The sequence below is a fragment of the Superficieibacter sp. HKU1 genome, assembly GCF_029319185.1.
Classification (GTDB): domain Bacteria; phylum Pseudomonadota; class Gammaproteobacteria; order Enterobacterales; family Enterobacteriaceae; genus Superficieibacter.
The window spans coordinates 4,655,326-4,671,467 of the sequence record NZ_CP119754.1; the positions used below are offsets into that span (position 1 = coordinate 4,655,326).

Annotated in this window: 12 protein-coding genes; 4 read left to right on the forward strand and 8 right to left on the reverse strand. The window is 54.8% G+C overall.

Features of this window, described 5'->3' with window-relative positions:
• Positions 1-162 precede the first annotated feature (162 nt).
• The 3 genes from argH to argC form a co-directional block, all read right to left on the reverse strand.
• On the reverse strand, positions 163-1,536 hold the full coding sequence (gene argH, locus P0H77_RS22200; protein ID WP_276159631.1) for an argininosuccinate lyase: 1,374 nt from the start codon (positions 1,534-1,536) through the stop codon (positions 163-165).
• Positions 1,537-1,661: 125 nt separating this feature from the next.
• Positions 1,662-2,435 (reverse strand): acetylglutamate kinase, encoded by a 774-nt coding sequence (gene argB / locus P0H77_RS22205; protein WP_276159637.1) that lies wholly within the window; start codon positions 2,433-2,435, stop codon positions 1,662-1,664.
• Between the two features lie 10 nt (positions 2,436-2,445).
• Positions 2,446-3,450, reverse strand: coding sequence for an N-acetyl-gamma-glutamyl-phosphate reductase (gene argC, locus P0H77_RS22210; protein WP_276159641.1), 1,005 nt, complete (start codon positions 3,448-3,450; stop codon positions 2,446-2,448).
• A gap of 177 nt (positions 3,451-3,627) precedes the next feature.
• Between argC and argE the strand changes: the two genes are divergently transcribed.
• The 4 genes from argE (at position 3,628) to P0H77_RS22230 (ending at position 10,825) form a co-directional block, all read left to right on the forward strand.
• The gene (argE, locus tag P0H77_RS22215) at positions 3,628-4,779 is read left to right on the forward strand and encodes an acetylornithine deacetylase (protein ID WP_276159647.1); all 1,152 of its coding nucleotides are present in this window, start codon (positions 3,628-3,630) and stop codon (positions 4,777-4,779) included.
• A 356-nt stretch (positions 4,780-5,135) separates the two neighbouring features.
• Positions 5,136-7,787 (forward strand): phosphoenolpyruvate carboxylase, encoded by a 2,652-nt coding sequence (gene ppc, locus P0H77_RS22220; RefSeq protein ID WP_276159654.1) that lies wholly within the window; start codon positions 5,136-5,138, stop codon positions 7,785-7,787.
• Between the two features lie 155 nt (positions 7,788-7,942).
• Positions 7,943-9,676, forward strand: a complete 1,734-nt coding sequence (locus tag P0H77_RS22225; RefSeq protein WP_276159661.1) for a phosphoethanolamine transferase CptA — start codon at positions 7,943-7,945, stop codon at positions 9,674-9,676.
• 288 nt (positions 9,677-9,964) lie between these two features.
• On the forward strand, positions 9,965-10,825 hold the full coding sequence (locus P0H77_RS22230; protein ID WP_276159664.1) for an AraC family transcriptional regulator: 861 nt from the start codon (positions 9,965-9,967) through the stop codon (positions 10,823-10,825).
• Here the strand turns inward: P0H77_RS22230 and P0H77_RS22235 are convergent.
• The 5 genes from P0H77_RS22235 to P0H77_RS22255 all read right to left on the reverse strand — a co-directional run bounded on the left by P0H77_RS22235 (position 10,812) and on the right by P0H77_RS22255 (position 15,835).
• Positions 10,812-11,168: a PTS fructose-like transporter subunit IIB gene (locus P0H77_RS22235; RefSeq protein WP_276159668.1), complete on the reverse strand. Its 357-nt coding sequence runs from the start codon at positions 11,166-11,168 to the stop codon at positions 10,812-10,814. The two genes, P0H77_RS22230 and P0H77_RS22235, sit on opposite strands and share 14 nt — an antisense overlap.
• A gap of 1 nt (position 11,169) precedes the next feature.
• On the reverse strand, positions 11,170-12,048 hold the full coding sequence (locus P0H77_RS22240) for a [formate-C-acetyltransferase]-activating enzyme (protein WP_276159673.1): 879 nt from the start codon (positions 12,046-12,048) through the stop codon (positions 11,170-11,172).
• Positions 12,014-14,311 (reverse strand): formate C-acetyltransferase, encoded by a 2,298-nt coding sequence (locus P0H77_RS22245; protein ID WP_276159679.1) that lies wholly within the window; start codon positions 14,309-14,311, stop codon positions 12,014-12,016. Before P0H77_RS22245 ends, P0H77_RS22240 begins: the two co-directional genes overlap by 35 nt.
• A gap of 109 nt (positions 14,312-14,420) precedes the next feature.
• Entirely contained in the window at positions 14,421-14,741 is a 321-nt protein-coding gene (locus P0H77_RS22250; protein WP_276159686.1) for a PTS fructose-like transporter subunit IIB, read from the reverse strand.
• Between the two features lie 14 nt (positions 14,742-14,755).
• Positions 14,756-15,835 (reverse strand): PTS fructose transporter subunit EIIC, encoded by a 1,080-nt coding sequence (locus P0H77_RS22255; RefSeq protein WP_276159692.1) that lies wholly within the window; start codon positions 15,833-15,835, stop codon positions 14,756-14,758.
• Between the last annotated feature and the right edge of the window lie 307 nt (positions 15,836-16,142).

A 16,142-nucleotide genomic window follows, 5' to 3' on the forward strand; every position in this document is an offset into this window, starting at 1 on the left:
TGTCACCAGAAGCGAGACGGTACTTTGTTTAACCCTCGAAGCCACTGCTCCTTCAGAGAGTTTCTCTCGAACCTAAAGCCAACGTGAATTTTTTGCGGACCGGATGGTCCGCTTTTTTTTTGCGTAAAAAAGCCCGGTTTGAAACCGGGCTGTGCCTGTACGTTATACCAGCCTTGCCTGCGCGTCCGCAATCGCCTGTGCTACCTGCTGTGGCGACACGCCGCCTTTGGCCGCGCGTTTATCGAGGCAGGATTGCAGCGCGAGGATCGGGTAGACATCCTCGCCAATAACTGGACTGAATTTTTGCAGATCGGCCAGCGGCAGATCTTCCAGCGGTTTCCCCTGACGAATCGCCTCCACGACCGCTTCACCGACAATATGGTGCGCTTCACGGAACGGCACGCCTTTGGCGACCAGGTAATCTGCCAGCTCCGTTGCGTTCGCATAGCCCTGCTGCGCCGCTTCCTGGCAGCGTGGGCGTTTCACCTGGATGCCGTCAAGCACCAGCGCCGCCATATGCAGACAATCCAGCCAGGTATCGAGCGCGTCAAACAGCCCTTCTTTGTCTTCCTGCATATCTTTGTTATACGCCAGCGGCAGACCTTTCAGGGTCATCATCATGCCGGTCAACGCGCCCTGCACGCGGCCGCATTTACCGCGGATAAGCTCCAGCGCATCCGGATTTTTCTTCTGCGGCATCAGGGACGAACCGGAGGTCACGCGATCGGAAAGCTCGACAAACCCGGCCTCGCCGGTGTTGAAGAAAATCAAATCTTCTGCAAAGCGGGAAAGATGCACCATGCCAATGGAAGCGTCAGAAAGCAGTTCCAGCACGTGATCGCGGTCAGATACGCTGTCCAGGCTGTTGCGGGTTGCCGAGGCAAAGCCCAGCCAGCCCGCGAGCTGCTCGCGGTCGATTTCATAGGCGGTGCCGGCCAGCGCACCGCAGCCTAACGGGCTGACGTCCAGACGTTTAAGCGCATCCTGAAGACGGCTTTCATCCCGCGCCAGCATTTCAACGTAGGCCAGACACCAGTGAGCAAACGTCACCGGCTGCGCGCGCTGCAGGTGGGTATAGCCTGGCATCACCGCATCCTGATTGTTCTGTGCGGTTTCCACCAGCGCGCTCTGGAGCTGGCGGCTGGCGGTCAGTAATTCAGAGACCGTCTCTTTGCACCACAATTTCAGATCGGTGGCGACCTGATCGTTACGGCTGCGTCCGGTGTGGAGCTTTTTACCCAACTGGCCGACTTTGTCGATCAGCTTGCCTTCGACCCAGCTGTGAATATCTTCCGCATCGCTTTCGAGGATCTGCTCAGGATTAGCGCGGACCTCTTCCAGCAGCACGTTCAATGCAGCTTCCAGCTGTCGTTGCTCGTCAGCGGTGAGTACGCCCACGGTTACCAGCGCTTTTGACCAGGCCACAGAGCCAACGATATCCTGCTCGGCCAGGCGATAATCAAAGCGTAAAGAGTCATTGAACTGTTTGAACCGTTGATCCGCTGCCTGGGTAAAACGCCCGCCCCAAAGTGCCATAACATGCTTCCTTTATTCGTTAATGTTGCCGGGTTGCCCGGCCTGTATTCTTCGCGTTTAATAGCGGATGGCGCTGCGCTTATCCGGCCTGCATAAAGTCCCGCTAAGGCGCAGCCGCTATTGGGTTACGCCGTAATTCGCGTGCCGATCGACGTACCGTTAAACAGTGCTGGCAACTGCTCAGCATGCCGCCAGGAGGCGATATCCACCGGACGGCCCAGCGTGCGTGCCGCGTCCAGCGCCGCGTTCACTTTCACAATCATGCCGTCGGTGATAATGCCCTGCGCGATAAGCTGTTCCGCTTTCTCAGCGGTCATCTCGGCAATACGCTGCCCTTTACCGTCCAGAATGCCGCTCACGTCAGAAAGCAGGATCAGGTCGGCCCCCAGCGTTGCCGCCAGCGCGGTCGCAGCCTGATCGGCATTGACGTTCATCAACTGCCCCTCATCGGTGACGCCGATAGAACTCACTACCGGGAGAAAACCGCCTTCCAGCAGCGTATTAATCAGCTTCGGCGATCCCGGCTGCGCCAGCCCGACGTGGCCCAGCGCATCATCAAGCTGGGTTACCTTAACGCTGTCGCCGTCGCCCAGAAACAGCCCTACTGAAGCAATATGATGTTTCTTCGCCCACGCCAGCAGCGTTTTATTAGCCGTACCCGCCAGCGCGCCGGTGATAATGTCGATTTGATCGGCAGGCGTGACGCGCAGACCATTTTTCTTTTGCACCGGCAGGTTGAGCTGCTTCATCAGCTCATCCACCACGCAGCCGCCGCCGTGCACGATAATCAGCGGACGCTGATGCGACTCACGATAGTTCACCAGCGCGGTAAACAGACGCGCCAGCGCCTCTTCGCTATCCAGCAGTACGCCACCAAGTTTGATAATTAATGGATTCATAACCGCACCCTTAAATAAGAGACTGAGTTTCAGCAAAGCCGAAACGAATATTTGCGCACTGCATCGCCTGCGCCGCCGCGCCTTTCAGCAGATTGTCTTCCGCCGCCACGACAATCAGATGTTCGCCCTGGACCGCAAAGCCGATATCGCAGAACGGCAGCCCCACCACGTTCTTCAGCGCCGGGACACCTTTTTCATACAGGCGCACCAGTGGTTTATCACCATACGCTTGCTGGAAAGCTGCGACCACCTGCGGCTGCGTCACGCCGGGCTTCAGGCGGCAGGTAATGGTTTCCAGAATGCCGCGTGGAAAGCTCCCCAGATGCGGGGTAAAAATCACATCCGTACCAAGATGGGTACTGATTTCCGGGTGATGGCGATGATTAAAGATGCCGTAAGGTTGCAGACTAACTTCGCAAAAGCTGTTGGAAAGTGCCGCCTTGCGCCCCGCCCCGCTTACGCCGCTGGTGGCGTTGATGACCGGCCACTGGTTCAGCTCCAGCAGTTCCTTATCAATTAACGGCTTCAGCGACAGCTGCGCCGCCGTCGGATAACATCCTGGAACAGCTACCAGGTTAGCATCTTTTAAGCGATCGGCACTCCATTCCGCCAGCCCGTAAACCGCCTGTTCAAGCAGCTCAGGATGTTGATGGGTAAAGCCATAATACTTTTCATAAAACGCCAGATCGTTAACCCGGAACGCGCCGGAAAGATCGAACACGACACAGCCCGCCGCCAGAAACTGCGGGGCCAGGTCGTGGCTGACCTCGTGGGCGGTGGCGAGAAACACCACGTCGACACCTGCGCTAAACTCGCTGATATCAGACATCGCCTGCAGGGGCAGATCCACGATGCCTTTTAGTTGTGGATGCAAATCTGAGATTAACTTTCCTGCATCATTGCTTTGCGCTGAGACGGTCAAAGCGGTTATGGTCATATCAGGATGGCGATTTACATAGGTCACGAGCTCTGCGCCAGCATAACCACTGGCGCCCACAATCAGCGTATTTAACATCGGGGCGGTTCACCTTCTTCGTCTGTTTGCCTGGGAAGACCGGAATCTCCCTAACCCTGTTCAGCGTATTAACATCACCTTACAGCCGGTGGGTTTTCTTACGCTCAACGATAATGTATTTTTATTCATAAATACTGCATGAATATTGATACTATCATGACCCGAGGCGTGTCAACAATGAAAAAGAACTTACCCCCATTTATCGAGATTTACCGCGCCCTGATTGCCACACCGTCCATCAGCGCGACGGAAGAAGCGCTTGATCAGAGTAATGCGTCTTTAATCAATCTGCTGGCAGGCTGGTTTGGCGATTTGGGATTTAACGTTGAAGTGCAGCCGGTACCGGATACGCGCAACAAATTCAATATGCTGGCCAGCATTGGGCACGGCGCGGGCGGACTGTTGCTCGCCGGGCATACCGATACGGTGCCGTTTGACGACGGCCGCTGGACGCGCGACCCGTTCACCCTGACCGAGCATGAAGGCAAACTCTACGGTCTTGGCACGGCGGATATGAAAGGCTTCTTTGCTTTTATCCTCGATGCCTTGCGCGATGTAGACGTAACGCAGTTGAAAAAGCCACTCTATATTCTGGCGACCGCCGATGAAGAGACCAGCATGGCGGGTGCGCGTTACTTCTCAGAGACCACGGCGTTGCGTCCGGACTGCGCCATCATCGGCGAGCCTACCTCCTTGCAGCCGGTACGCGCGCATAAAGGGCATATTTCCAGTGCGATCCGCGTGCTCGGGCAGTCCGGCCACTCCAGCGATCCGGCGCGCGGCGTCAATGCGATTGAACTGATGCACGACGCCATTGGGCGGATCATGCACCTGCGCGACGACTTAAAAGAGCGCTATCACTATGAGGCGTTTACCGTTCCGTACCCGACGCTGAATCTGGGCGCGATCCACGGCGGCGATGCCTCTAACCGTATCTGCGCCTGCTGCGAACTGCATATGGATATCCGGCCGCTGCCTGGCATGACGCTCGACGATTTGAACGGCCTGCTGAATGAAGCGCTGGCTCCCGTCAGCGAACGCTGGCCGGGCCGTCTGAACGTGGCAGAGCTGCATCCGCCGATCCCCGGCTACGAATGCCCGCCGGATCATCAACTGGTGCAGGTGGTCGAGAAGCTACTCGGCGCGCAGACTGAGGTGGTGAACTACTGTACCGAAGCGCCGTTCATTCAGACGCTGTGTCCGACGCTGGTGCTGGGCCCGGGCTCCATTAACCAGGCGCACCAGCCGGATGAGTATCTGGAAACCCGCTTTATCAAGCCAACGCGTGAGTTGATTACTCAGGTCGTGCACCACTTTTGCTGGCACTGATCCCGGCAAAAAAAGGAGAAAATCAGGCGATTTATATAAGCGCAACTTATCTGTTCGCCAGTGAGTTAACTTTCGTAAATTGCGGCGATTTATTCGTTTGCTGAAGCGATTTCGCAGCAATTGACGTCAGGGGTTTTACGTGGCTTTATAAAAGACGATGTCATATACCCGATGCGTTAGTTTGTGGAGCATGGGTATATACACAAAATCATTCAAGTTGCATCAAGGCGGCAAGAGAATGAATCCCCGGGAGCGTACATGAGTACGTGACTGGGGTGAATGAACGCAGCCAACGCAGAGGCAGCTTGAAGGATGACGTGTATAACAAAATAAAATGAATGGGGTGTCTGGGTAACATGAACGAACAATATTCCGCATTGCGTAGTAATGTCAGTATGCTCGGCAAGCTGCTGGGAGAGACCATTAAAGATGCGCTGGGAGAGAACATTCTCGACCGCGTAGAGACCATCCGTAAGCTGTCTAAATCCTCCCGCGCAGGTAATGAGGCTAACCGTCAGGAGTTGCTCACTACCCTGCAAAACTTGTCGAATGACGAACTGCTGCCGGTAGCCCGCGCCTTTAGCCAGTTTTTAAACCTGGCGAATACCGCCGAGCAGTACCACAGCATCTCACCGAAAGGCGAAGGTGCCAGCAATCCGGAAATCATTGCCCGCACCCTGAAGAAACTGAAAAACCAGCCTGAACTGAACGAGGCAATCATTAAGAAAGCCGTTGAGTCCCTGTCGCTGGAAATGGTGTTGACCGCGCACCCGACGGAAATCACCCGCCGCACGCTGATTCATAAGATGGGCGAGGTAAACGCCTGCCTTAAGCAGCTTGATAATAACGATCTGGTGGATTACGAGCGCAACCAGCTGATGCGCCGTCTGCGTCAGCTGATCGCCCAGTCATGGCATACCGATGAAATCCGCAAACATCGCCCGACGCCGGTGGATGAAGCAAAATGGGGCTTCGCGGTCGTTGAAAACAGTCTGTGGGAAGGTGTTCCGAACTACCTGCGCGAGCTGAACGAACAGCTGGAAGAACATCTGGGCTATCGCCTGCCCGTGGATTTTGTTCCGATACGCTTCACCTCCTGGATGGGCGGCGACCGCGACGGCAACCCAAACGTAACCGCTGATATTTCTCGCCACGTCCTGTTGCTGAGCCGCTGGAAAGCGACCGATCTGTTCCTGAAAGACATTCAGCTGCTGATCTCCGAACTGTCAATGGTCGAGTGTAGCGACGAGCTGCGCGAGCGGGTCGGCGAAGCGGGCGCGCAGGAGCCGTACCGCTACCTGCTGAAAAACCTGCGCGGTCAGTTGATGGCGACGCAGACCTGGCTGGAAGCGCGTCTTAAAGGCCAGCGTCTGCCAAAACCGACCGGGCTGCTGACGCAGAATGAACAATTGTGGGAGCCGCTCTACGCCTGCTATCAATCGCTTCAGGCCTGTGGCCTTGGCATTATCGCCAACGGCGAACTGCTCGATACACTGAGACGCGTGAAGTGCTTCGGCGTGCCGCTGGTACGCATTGATATCCGCCAGGAGAGCACACGCCATACCGAAGCGCTGGGCGAACTGACCCGCTATCTCGGCATTGGCGACTACGAAAGCTGGTCGGAAGCCGACAAGCAGGCGTTCCTGATCCGCGAGCTGAACTCCAAACGTCCTCTGCTGCCGCGCCAGTGGGAGCCAAGCGAAGAAACCCGTGAAGTGCTCGACACCTGCAAAGTGATTGCCGAAGCGCCGTACGGCTCTGTGGCGGCCTACGTTATCTCGATGGCAAAAACTCCGTCTGACGTTCTGGCCGTTCATCTGCTGCTGAAAGAAGCGGGCATCGGCTTCGCGCTGCCGGTCGCGCCGCTGTTTGAAACGCTGGACGACCTGAATAACGCCAACGATGTAATGAGCCAGTTGCTGAATATCGACTGGTATCGCGGCTTTATCCAGGGCAAGCAGATGGTCATGATCGGCTACTCTGACTCGGCAAAAGATGCGGGCGTCATGGCCGCCTCCTGGGCGCAATATCAGGCGCAGGATGCACTGATTAAAACCTGTGAAAAAGCCGGTATTGAACTGACCCTGTTCCACGGTCGCGGCGGCTCAATTGGCCGCGGCGGCGCGCCGGCCCACGCGGCGCTGCTCTCACAACCGCCGGGTAGCCTGAAAGGCGGGCTGCGCGTAACCGAGCAGGGCGAAATGATCCGCTTTAAATATGGCCTGCCAGAGATCACCATCAGCAGCCTGTCGCTCTATACCGGGGCGATTCTCGAAGCTAACCTGCTGCCGCCGCCGGAGCCGAAAGAAACATGGCGGCACATCATGGATGAGCTTTCTGACATCTCCTGCGATATGTATCGCGGCTTTGTCCGTGAAAACGAAGATTTTGTTCCTTACTTCCGTTCCGCAACGCCGGAGCAGGAGCTGGGCAAATTGCCGCTCGGTTCGCGCCCGGCGAAACGTCGCCCGACCGGCGGCGTGGAATCGCTGCGCGCTATTCCGTGGATTTTCGCCTGGACACAGAACCGCCTGATGCTGCCCGCCTGGCTGGGTGCTGGCGCGGCGCTGCAAAAAGTGGTGGAAGACGGCAAGCAGAGCGAACTGGAAGCGATGTGCCGCGACTGGCCGTTCTTCTCAACCCGCCTGGGGATGCTGGAAATGGTCTATTCCAAAGCCGACCTGTGGCTGGCGGAATACTACGATCAGCGGCTGGTGAAAAAGGAGCTCTGGCCGCTGGGCGTCGAGCTGCGTGAACTGCTGGAAGATGATATTAAAGTGGTGCTGGCTATCGCCAACGACTCGCATCTGATGGCGGATCTGCCGTGGATAGCCGAGTCGATTCAGTTGCGTAACGTCTATACCGATCCCCTGAACGTCCTGCAAGCCGAGCTGCTGCACCGTTCGCGCCGCGCCGAGGAAGAAGGCAAAGAGCCGGATCCGCGCGTCGAGCAGGCGCTGATGGTCACCATCGCGGGCGTGGCCGCCGGTATGCGTAATACGGGCTAATTTCCCACAACACCTCTTGCGCCCGCCGGGCGTGAGAGGTGAAAACCGTCCCTCTCAACCTCCGTTTTTTACTTCCCTTATGGCACACAAAATTTAAGGTTGGCTTAATGTTCGGCCGCTACGCTTGCCGGTAACTTTTTTTACGGGTCAAACGTATGGTTACCGCACATTCGCAGCCTGCACAGGCATTCAGCTGGAAAGCCCTCGGCTGGGCTTTACTCTACTTTTGTTTTTTCTCCACGGCATTACAGGCTGTGATCACCTTCAGCGGTTTTAGCGGCACTAACGGCCTGCGCGACTCGTTGCTGTTCAGTTCACTATGGCTTATTCCGCTTTTTCTATTTCCGCAACGCACCCGCCTTATTGCCGCCGTTATCGGCGTCGTGCTGTGGGCATCGTCCATCGCGGTGCTGAGTTACTACGTGATTTATGGGCAGGAATTCTCGCAAAGCGTGCTGTTCGTGATGTTCGAAACTAACGCCAGTGAAGCCAGTGAATACGTAAGCCAGTATTTCAGTCTGAAGCTGGTGCTGGTGGCCATTGCCTATACGGTGGTAACTATCCTGCTGTGGTCGCGCCTGCGCCCGGTTTATATCCCTAAACCCTGGCGCTGGGTAGTGTCTTTCGCCCTGCTCTATGGGCTTATCCTGAATCCCGTCGCCAGCAATATGCTGATGAAAGATAAGTCATTCGGGCGATCGGTGGCCTCGCTCTCGACGCGTCTGGAGCCTGCGGCACCGTGGCAATTTGTCACCGGCTACTATCAATACCGCCGACAGCTGGACAGCCTGAACCGGCTGCTGGATAAAAACAGCGCGCTTCCTCCGCTGGAAAACCTGCGCGACAGCTCAGGCAATATGCCGCGCACGCTGGTGCTGGTGATCGGCGAATCTACCCAGCGTGGACGTATGAGCCTGTACGGTTATCCGCGTGAAACCACGCCGGAACTGGACGCGCTGCACAAAACCGATAAACACCTGACCGTATTCAATAACGTGGTGACCTCGCGCCCTTACACCATTGAGATCCTGCAACAGGCGCTGACCTTCGCCGACGAGAAGCATCCCGATCTGTATCTGACGCAGCCGTCGCTGATGAACATGATGAAGCAGGCGGGCTATAAAACGTTCTGGATCACCAATCAACAGACGTTGACCGCGCGTAACACCATGCTGACGGTATTCTCGAAGCAGACCGATAAGCAGTTCTATATGAACCAGGAGCGGATGCAGAGCGCCCGCGAGTATGACACTAACGTACTGGCGCCGTTTAAAGAAGTGCTGGCCGATCCTGCGCCGAAGAAATTCATTATCGTGCATTTGCTGGGAACGCATATTAAGTACAAGTACCGTTATCCGGCAAATGAAGGGACTTTCGACGGCAAAACGGATGGCCTGCCTGCCGGATTAAACGCTGAGGAGCAGGAAGCGTATAACGACTATGACAACGCAAACCGCTATAACGACCATGTCGTTGCCAGCCTGATAAAGGATTATAAAGCGACCGATCCTGACGGTTTCCTGCTCTACTTCTCCGATCACGGGGAAGAAGTGTACGATACGCCGCCGCATCATACGCAGGGGCGCAACGAAGAAGCGCCGACACGCCATATGTACACGATCCCCTTCCTGCTGTGGACGTCAGAAAAATGGCAGACGGCGCATCCGCGCGATGTCTCTGCGGATATCAACCGTAAGTACAGCAGCGCTGAGCTTATCCATACCTGGTCGGATTTGGCGGGTTTAACCTACGACGGCTATGACCCGGCGCGTTCCATTACCAACCCGCAGTTTAAAGAGGTCACGCGCTGGATTGGCAACCCATACAAGAAAAACGCCCTGATCGATTACGATACCCTGCCTTACGGCGATCGAAACGGTAATCATTAATTACGTCACAGGTTCAGGCCACTCTTTTAGGGTGGCCTGAGGTTGATGACAAACCTGTTTGGCTATGGTGCACGCCGTTTTGCCGGGTGGCGGCTTCGCCTTACCCGGCCTAAGAAAACCTACAATATCAGCAATTTACACTATAAACGTAGGCCCGGTAAGCGTAGCGCCACCGGGCAAAATTCCACGGGATAACGTTTGTCAGCAGTCTGAGGCCACTCTTTTAGGGTGGCCTTTTTTTACGTTCAACGTTACTGTTTTGCTGTCTGCGTTCTATAAGGGATTAACATGTATCACGACGTCAGCCATTTACTCTCCCGTCTTATCAGCGGTGCTGTCCCGCTGCGCCAGGTTTACTTTGCCAACACCAACGGCCCGACGCCGCAACTGGCTTACCAGGTCGATTTTCCTCGGCTGGAAATAGTGCTGGAAGGCGAGTTTTCCGATAGCGGCATTGTTGGAACCTCTGCAACCCTGAACACTGGCGATGTCCTGTACGTTCCGGCTGGCTGTTGGAACTTCCCACAATGGCAAACGCCAGTGACGACGCTTAGTATCCTGTTCGGCAAACAACAACTGGGTTTCAGCGTTGTGCTGTGGGATGGAAAACAGCATCAGAACCTTACGAAACAGCATGTTGCGCGCCGGGGGCCGCGTATTGGCTCTTTCCTGCTACAGACGCTTAATGAGATGCAGATGCAGCCTCAGGAGCAGCAAACCGCCAGGTTGATTGTCGCCAGTCTGTTGAGCCATTGCTGTGACCTGCTGGGCAGCCAGATCCAGACTGCATCACGCAGTCAGGCGCTATTTGAAGCCATTCGCAACTATATCGACGAACATTACCCCTCGCCGCTTACCCGGGAATCGGTCGCGCAGGCGTTTTATATTTCACCCAATTACCTCTCGCACCTGTTTCAGAAAGCAGGATCCATCGGCTTCAACGAATACCTGAACTATACACGTCTGGAGCACGCCAGGGCGCTGCTGAAGGGTTATGATCTGAAGGTTAAAGAGGTAGCGCACAGCTGTGGGTTTGTCGACAGCAACTACTTTTGTCGTCTGTTTCGCAAAAATACAGAGCGTTCACCGTCAGAGTATCGTCGGCAGTATCATAGCCAGTTGACGGAAAAGAAGGTCACGCCAGAATAAGATGGGTATGCTGCGGCGCAGAAAGGAGTTTACGCACGGCGCTCATCACCCGTTGAGGTTCCCGTAAAAAAGCGCTAATACCTGACTGGACATAGCGGCTCTGAGTAAAACGCTCCGCGCCCGCCAGCTCGATATCGGTGATCAACAGCACCACATCTGCACGGCTGATCTCCTCTTGCGTTAAACGATTCTCAATGCCAAGCGCCCCCTGAGTTTCAATCTTTATACTCCACTTCTCCTGTTGGCAGAGCTTTTCCAGACGTTCGGCAGCCATATAGGTATGCGCCACGCCGCTCACACACGCGGTCACTGCCACCAGATATCGTACAGGTGCGACTGCCATGTTAACCTCCTGTCGTTACCTGAAAACCTGCGCGTTCCGCTATCTCACGCAATGCCGCCACCTCTTGCGCTGACGGAGCAGGAACATCCTTCATCGACCACTCCCGGCCCAGTAGTCGATATTTCGGTTCGCCATACCGATGGAAAGGTAACAGATGTATCTGCTTTATGCCTAAGGATGTCAGCAACGTCAACGCTTGTCGCAGGTTCTCCGCATTCAATGTATACCGGGGAACTAACGGCAAGCGAGGGATCACATTGATTCCCTTGTTTGCCAGCAGCTGCAAATTTTTCAGCACGCGCGGCAGATTCATATTGACTACGTCGCGCGCCTGAGTCACGTCCATAATTTTGAGATCAAACAGCACCTCATCGCACATTTTTGCCAGCGGTAGCAGGCGGCTGGCCGGGGCGTCACCAGCGGTTTCAATGGCGCATTGGATCCCCGACCGCTTCAGGCGCTGTAAAAGACGGTTAGCGAAAGGCGCCTGCATCAGCACTTCACCACCGGAAAGGGTAACTCCTCCGCCGGAGGAACGAAAAAAGAGTTCGTCTTTCAACACCTCACGTTCCAGTTCATCCAGTGTGATATCGCGGCCAATACGCTCAAACGCGCCGGACGGGCATTCATCGGCATCACGCAGGCACGGCGCACAGTGCAAACATTTGCTCTCACGTCGCACCGTCTCAATGCGTGGAGAGATGGATTCAGGATTAGCACACCACGGGCAAGTGTGTGGGCAGCCTTTAAAAAAGACGACCGTGCGAATGCCTTGCCCATCATTAAGCGAATAACGCTGAATGTTGAAGATGCGTGCGATCTCATCGCCGTACGGCTCCTCAACCTCACAGCTGATGCGCGGTGCGGCGAATGATGTCATCCTGAATCTCCTTCGACAACTCGACAAAGAAGGCGCTGTAACCCGCCACGCGCACCACCAGCCCGGCGAAATCTTGCGGACGATGCTGCGCCTCCCGCAATGTTTCGGCATTCACTACGTTAAACTGGATATGTTGCAGCTTGAGCTGGGTAAACGCACGCAGGAAATCCGCCAACTTGCGTAATCCCGCCTCTCCTTCAAGGGTCGCAGGGGTAAACTTCACATTCAGCAAAGTGCCGTTTGAAAGCAATGCGTTATCCAGCTTACTGACCGATTTCAGCACCGCCGTCGGCCCCTGCATATCCTGACCCAGCATTGGCGACAGGCCGCCATCCGCCAGTTGCTCACCTGCAAAACGGCCATCCGGCGTCGCTCCCACTACCGAACCCAGCGGCACGTGAGCAGAAACGGTGTATGAACCTGGCGTAAATTGCCCACCGCGCGGGTTCTGGTATTTCTCCACTTCTTTACAGTAATGACGCAGCAGTTCAGCGCTGATGTTATCCACATCATCAATATCATTACCGTATTTTTCGAAACGGTTGATCAACCTGGCGCGCACCTTTTCACCTTCCGGTGTGGAAAAGTTGTCTTTTAATACCGACAGCAGTTCGTCAAAACTTAAGCGCTGCTGTTCGAACACCAGCCCGTTTAACGCATGCAAAGAATCACTCAGGTTGGCGATACCAATGCCCTGCACGCCGGAGAAGTTATAGCGCGCGCCGCCATCGGTAATATCGCGACCTTTATCCAGGCAGTCGCTGATAAACGAAGAGAGCAGCGGCACCGGCGCCCAGTCACGATGGCCGATATCGCAGATATTGCTGCCTTCCACCATTAGCGTGATGTAGTGGCTAATTTTGGCGCGAATATGCGCCAGCAGACCTTCGTACTTCAGCGCGCTGTTGCCTTCATTCTCATAGAGACTGATTTCCATCACTTTCAACAGGTTGAACATGGCAATGTCGTGCAGACCGTAAGTTCTGCCCGGGATCGACAGCTCCACACAACCAACTACCGCGTAATCACGGGCATCTTCCAGCGACACGCCTCGATTCAAAAATGCAGGCACCACTACCTCATCATTAAAGATCTGCGGAATACCCGTACCAAGACGAATAGTTTCCGCCGTTTTCATCAGGAACGGCGTGTCGATCAGCGCGTTAGTGCGCACGCCGAGGTTTGGCTGCGGCAATTGCACGCTCTGGTACGCCTCCAGACAGAGGAACGAAAGCACGTTTACCGCGCTGCGTCCGTTCTCCGTCAACCCACCGAGCAGTGCGGTATATCCTGTCGGGAATCCGGCGAAATAACGAGCGCTGCTGGTAGAACGCAACAGCACGATATCATTGCACTTCACCCACAATGATTCGAGGATCTCTTGTAAGAAAGCCGGATCTTCCCCCTGAGTCAGCGAGGTCTGGTAGAACGGCAGCATATACTGGTCGAAACGCCCCAGCGAAAGCGAGCTGGCGTTAGATTCATATTGCAAAATGATGTTCATGTACCAGAACAGCTGGCACGCTTGCCAGAAGGTCTGTGGCTTGTGCTGCATATTGTGGCGAGAATTTGCCGCAATGGTGAGCAGTTCCTGACGACGCTGCGCATCCGGGCAGGTTTCCGCCATTTTTTCTGCCAGCAGAGCGTAACGCAGAATATGGCTTTGCGAAGCTTCAAGCAGCAATAGCGCAGCCTGATAAAAGTGGTTATCTGGCTGCTGCTCGCAGTGTTGCCGCATCTGCAATACCAGTTCTCCCAGTCCATAATTCAGCAGGCGTGGATAATCAATAATGATATGCCCCTGTCCTTTGTCCGTCTGGTTAACGCTAAAGATCTGGGTACTGACGGCGGCCTTCACTTCATCGGTCATCTGGCCGTTGATGAAATCCTTCATCGACCGTTCTTCCCAGTACGGGTACAGTACATCACGATAGAGGCGTTTATCCTCTTCACTGATATCAAAACGGTCCTGCGGACGTGTCGAGAACTGGTCCAGCTCTTTCAACAACCAGTATGGATCCATCTCCGGCGACATAATGCCCGCCCGCGGCTTAACAGTACGGTTGCCTGCAATCAGTTCTTCATCACGAATCGAAATCTCAACATGCTCAAGGATATACGCGGTCGCTTTCGCCCGACGCAGAATGACCGGCTCACCCTCTGTCTGTTGATGGCTGGCGGTATACAACTGTGCGCGCTCAAGTGAAATTTCACGATTATTTTGAAATAGAGCGACTTTGAGGCGTTGAATGCGATTGGTCATGAGGAACTCCTGTAAGCAAGCGTGTTGCCGGATGGCGGCTTCGCCTTATCCGGCCTACGGCTATTAACATCGTAGGCCCGATAAGCTTGCGCCATTGGGCATTTTAACGTTACGCGGTTTGCGAAAGATGCGCGTCAATTTTGTTCATAATGGCGTCAGCGCGTTTTACCGCATCACTGATGTTGACGCGCACGATGGTTTTACCCGCAAAACGCTCCTCAAATTTGATGCCGATATCTTTGGTCAGAATTACCATATCGGCATCCGCCACGTCGGCCGCGGTCAGTTCGTTTTCCAGACCAATCGAGCCCTGAGTCTCAACTTTTACTTCCCAGCCTTTGGCTTTGGCTGCGCTTTCCAGCGCTTCGGCCGCCATGTAGGTGTGTGCAACACCAGAAGGACATGCTGTTACTGCAATAATTTTCGTCATGGCTTATTCCTCACTTAATTCATTTCAAAATCTAAATCCAGGTCGTCTTCTTTCTCATCAACCTGAGATACTTTCTTACGCGCCAGACTTTTCAGCACGTTCACGCAGATCGCCGTCACCACAGCGCCAATAGCGACTGCCGCGATATAACCCAGCTTACCTTCCACTACCGGCAGAACGATTAAGCCTCCCCACCCGGCATAACACTGTGCGCCAAACAGCGCGGCCGTTACCGCGCCACAGGCTGAACCGATCATAATGGACGGGATCACCCGCAGCGGATCGGCAGCGGCGAACGGAATCGCCCCTTCGGTGACGCCAACACAGCCCATGACCAGCGCGGCTTTACCGGCTTCACGCTCTTCTGAAGAGAAATTCTTGCGACCAAGCAGCGTCGCCAGCCCTAATCCCAGCGGTGGAACGCAAATCCCCACAGCGGCAATAGCTACCACGGTATAAACACCCTGCGACACGCAAATCAGCATGAAGGCATAGGCAACTTTGTTAACGGGACCGCCCATATCAAAGGCCAGCATGAGTCCTAAAATGACTGCCAGCACGACAATACTGCCCTGTTGCATCCCTTGCAGCCATGCGGTCAGGCTGGTGGTCAACGCGCCAACTGGCTCGCCCAGTCCCCACATCATGATGCCTGCGGTAATAAAAGTGCCGACGATGGGAATAACGAAGATAGGCATCACCGAGCGCAACACCTTATGCACAGGGATTTTCTTCAGATAATGCACCACAATCCCACCGATAATCCCGGCAATCAGCGCACCGAAGAATCCGGCGCCGAAGCTGTTACCTATCCATGCGCCAATCGCACAAGGCGCCAGCGCAGAGCGCTCAGCAATGGAATAACCGATATACGCAGCGAGGAAAGGAACCATCAGCGTCAGTCCCGCGACACCAATATCAAAAAGCTTTTTGAGATTAGGATCCGTTGCGGCATCGGGTACCGCTCCCTTGCCATACAGCATGACGGAGACCGCCAGCAAAATTCCGCCTGCCACCACGAAGGGGATCATATGCGAAACACCGGTCATCAGGTGCTGACGCGTGTTTTTCAGGATCTGCACCAACTCTTTCATAAGTCGCTCCCGGGCCGGTTTTAGCCCATGTCCATAATGTTGTTGCGGAAAACAATAGGCAATCCACTGTTGCGCATACAGTGGACAAAAAGGCCATTTACTGGATTTTTGTAATATCAGTAAAAAAATGCGATCCGCCTCATAACTTGCGGTATATCGGGACTCAGATAGTAGGGTTCAATTTGTGAGGGAGCTCTCACTTCAGTAGTCACATTACATTTGTCCAGTTTTTGGCAGATTTGTCACATGGCACGCTCTGGCAATGCCCTTTTATTCTGTAGTAAGAAAACTATTATGGGAGAGAGAG

Bases quoted from the DNA above. Each gene is read 5' to 3' on its own strand.
- P0H77_RS22225 (WP_276159661.1), top strand. From the start codon at position 7,943: ATGGTTACCGCACATTCGCAGCCTGCACAGGCATTCAGCTGGAAAGCC.
- ppc (WP_276159654.1), top strand. From the start codon at position 5,136: ATGAACGAACAATATTCCGCATTGCGTAGTAATGTCAGTATGCTCGGC.
- argH (WP_276159631.1), bottom strand. From the start codon at position 1,536: ATGGCACTTTGGGGCGGGCGTTTTACCCAGGCAGCGGATCAACGGTTC.
- argC (WP_276159641.1), bottom strand. From the start codon at position 3,450: ATGTTAAATACGCTGATTGTGGGCGCCAGTGGTTATGCTGGCGCAGAG.
- P0H77_RS22255 (WP_276159692.1), bottom strand. From the start codon at position 15,835: ATGAAAGAGTTGGTGCAGATCCTGAAAAACACGCGTCAGCACCTGATG.
- P0H77_RS22230 (WP_276159664.1), top strand. From the start codon at position 9,965: ATGTATCACGACGTCAGCCATTTACTCTCCCGTCTTATCAGCGGTGCT.
- argB (WP_276159637.1), bottom strand. From the start codon at position 2,435: ATGAATCCATTAATTATCAAACTTGGTGGCGTACTGCTGGATAGCGAA.
- P0H77_RS22235 (WP_276159668.1), bottom strand. From the start codon at position 11,168: ATGGCAGTCGCACCTGTACGATATCTGGTGGCAGTGACCGCGTGTGTG.
- P0H77_RS22250 (WP_276159686.1), bottom strand. From the start codon at position 14,741: ATGACGAAAATTATTGCAGTAACAGCATGTCCTTCTGGTGTTGCACAC.
- argE (WP_276159647.1), top strand. From the start codon at position 3,628: ATGAAAAAGAACTTACCCCCATTTATCGAGATTTACCGCGCCCTGATT.
- P0H77_RS22245 (WP_276159679.1), bottom strand. From the start codon at position 14,311: ATGACCAATCGCATTCAACGCCTCAAAGTCGCTCTATTTCAAAATAAT.
- P0H77_RS22240 (WP_276159673.1), bottom strand. From the start codon at position 12,048: ATGACATCATTCGCCGCACCGCGCATCAGCTGTGAGGTTGAGGAGCCG.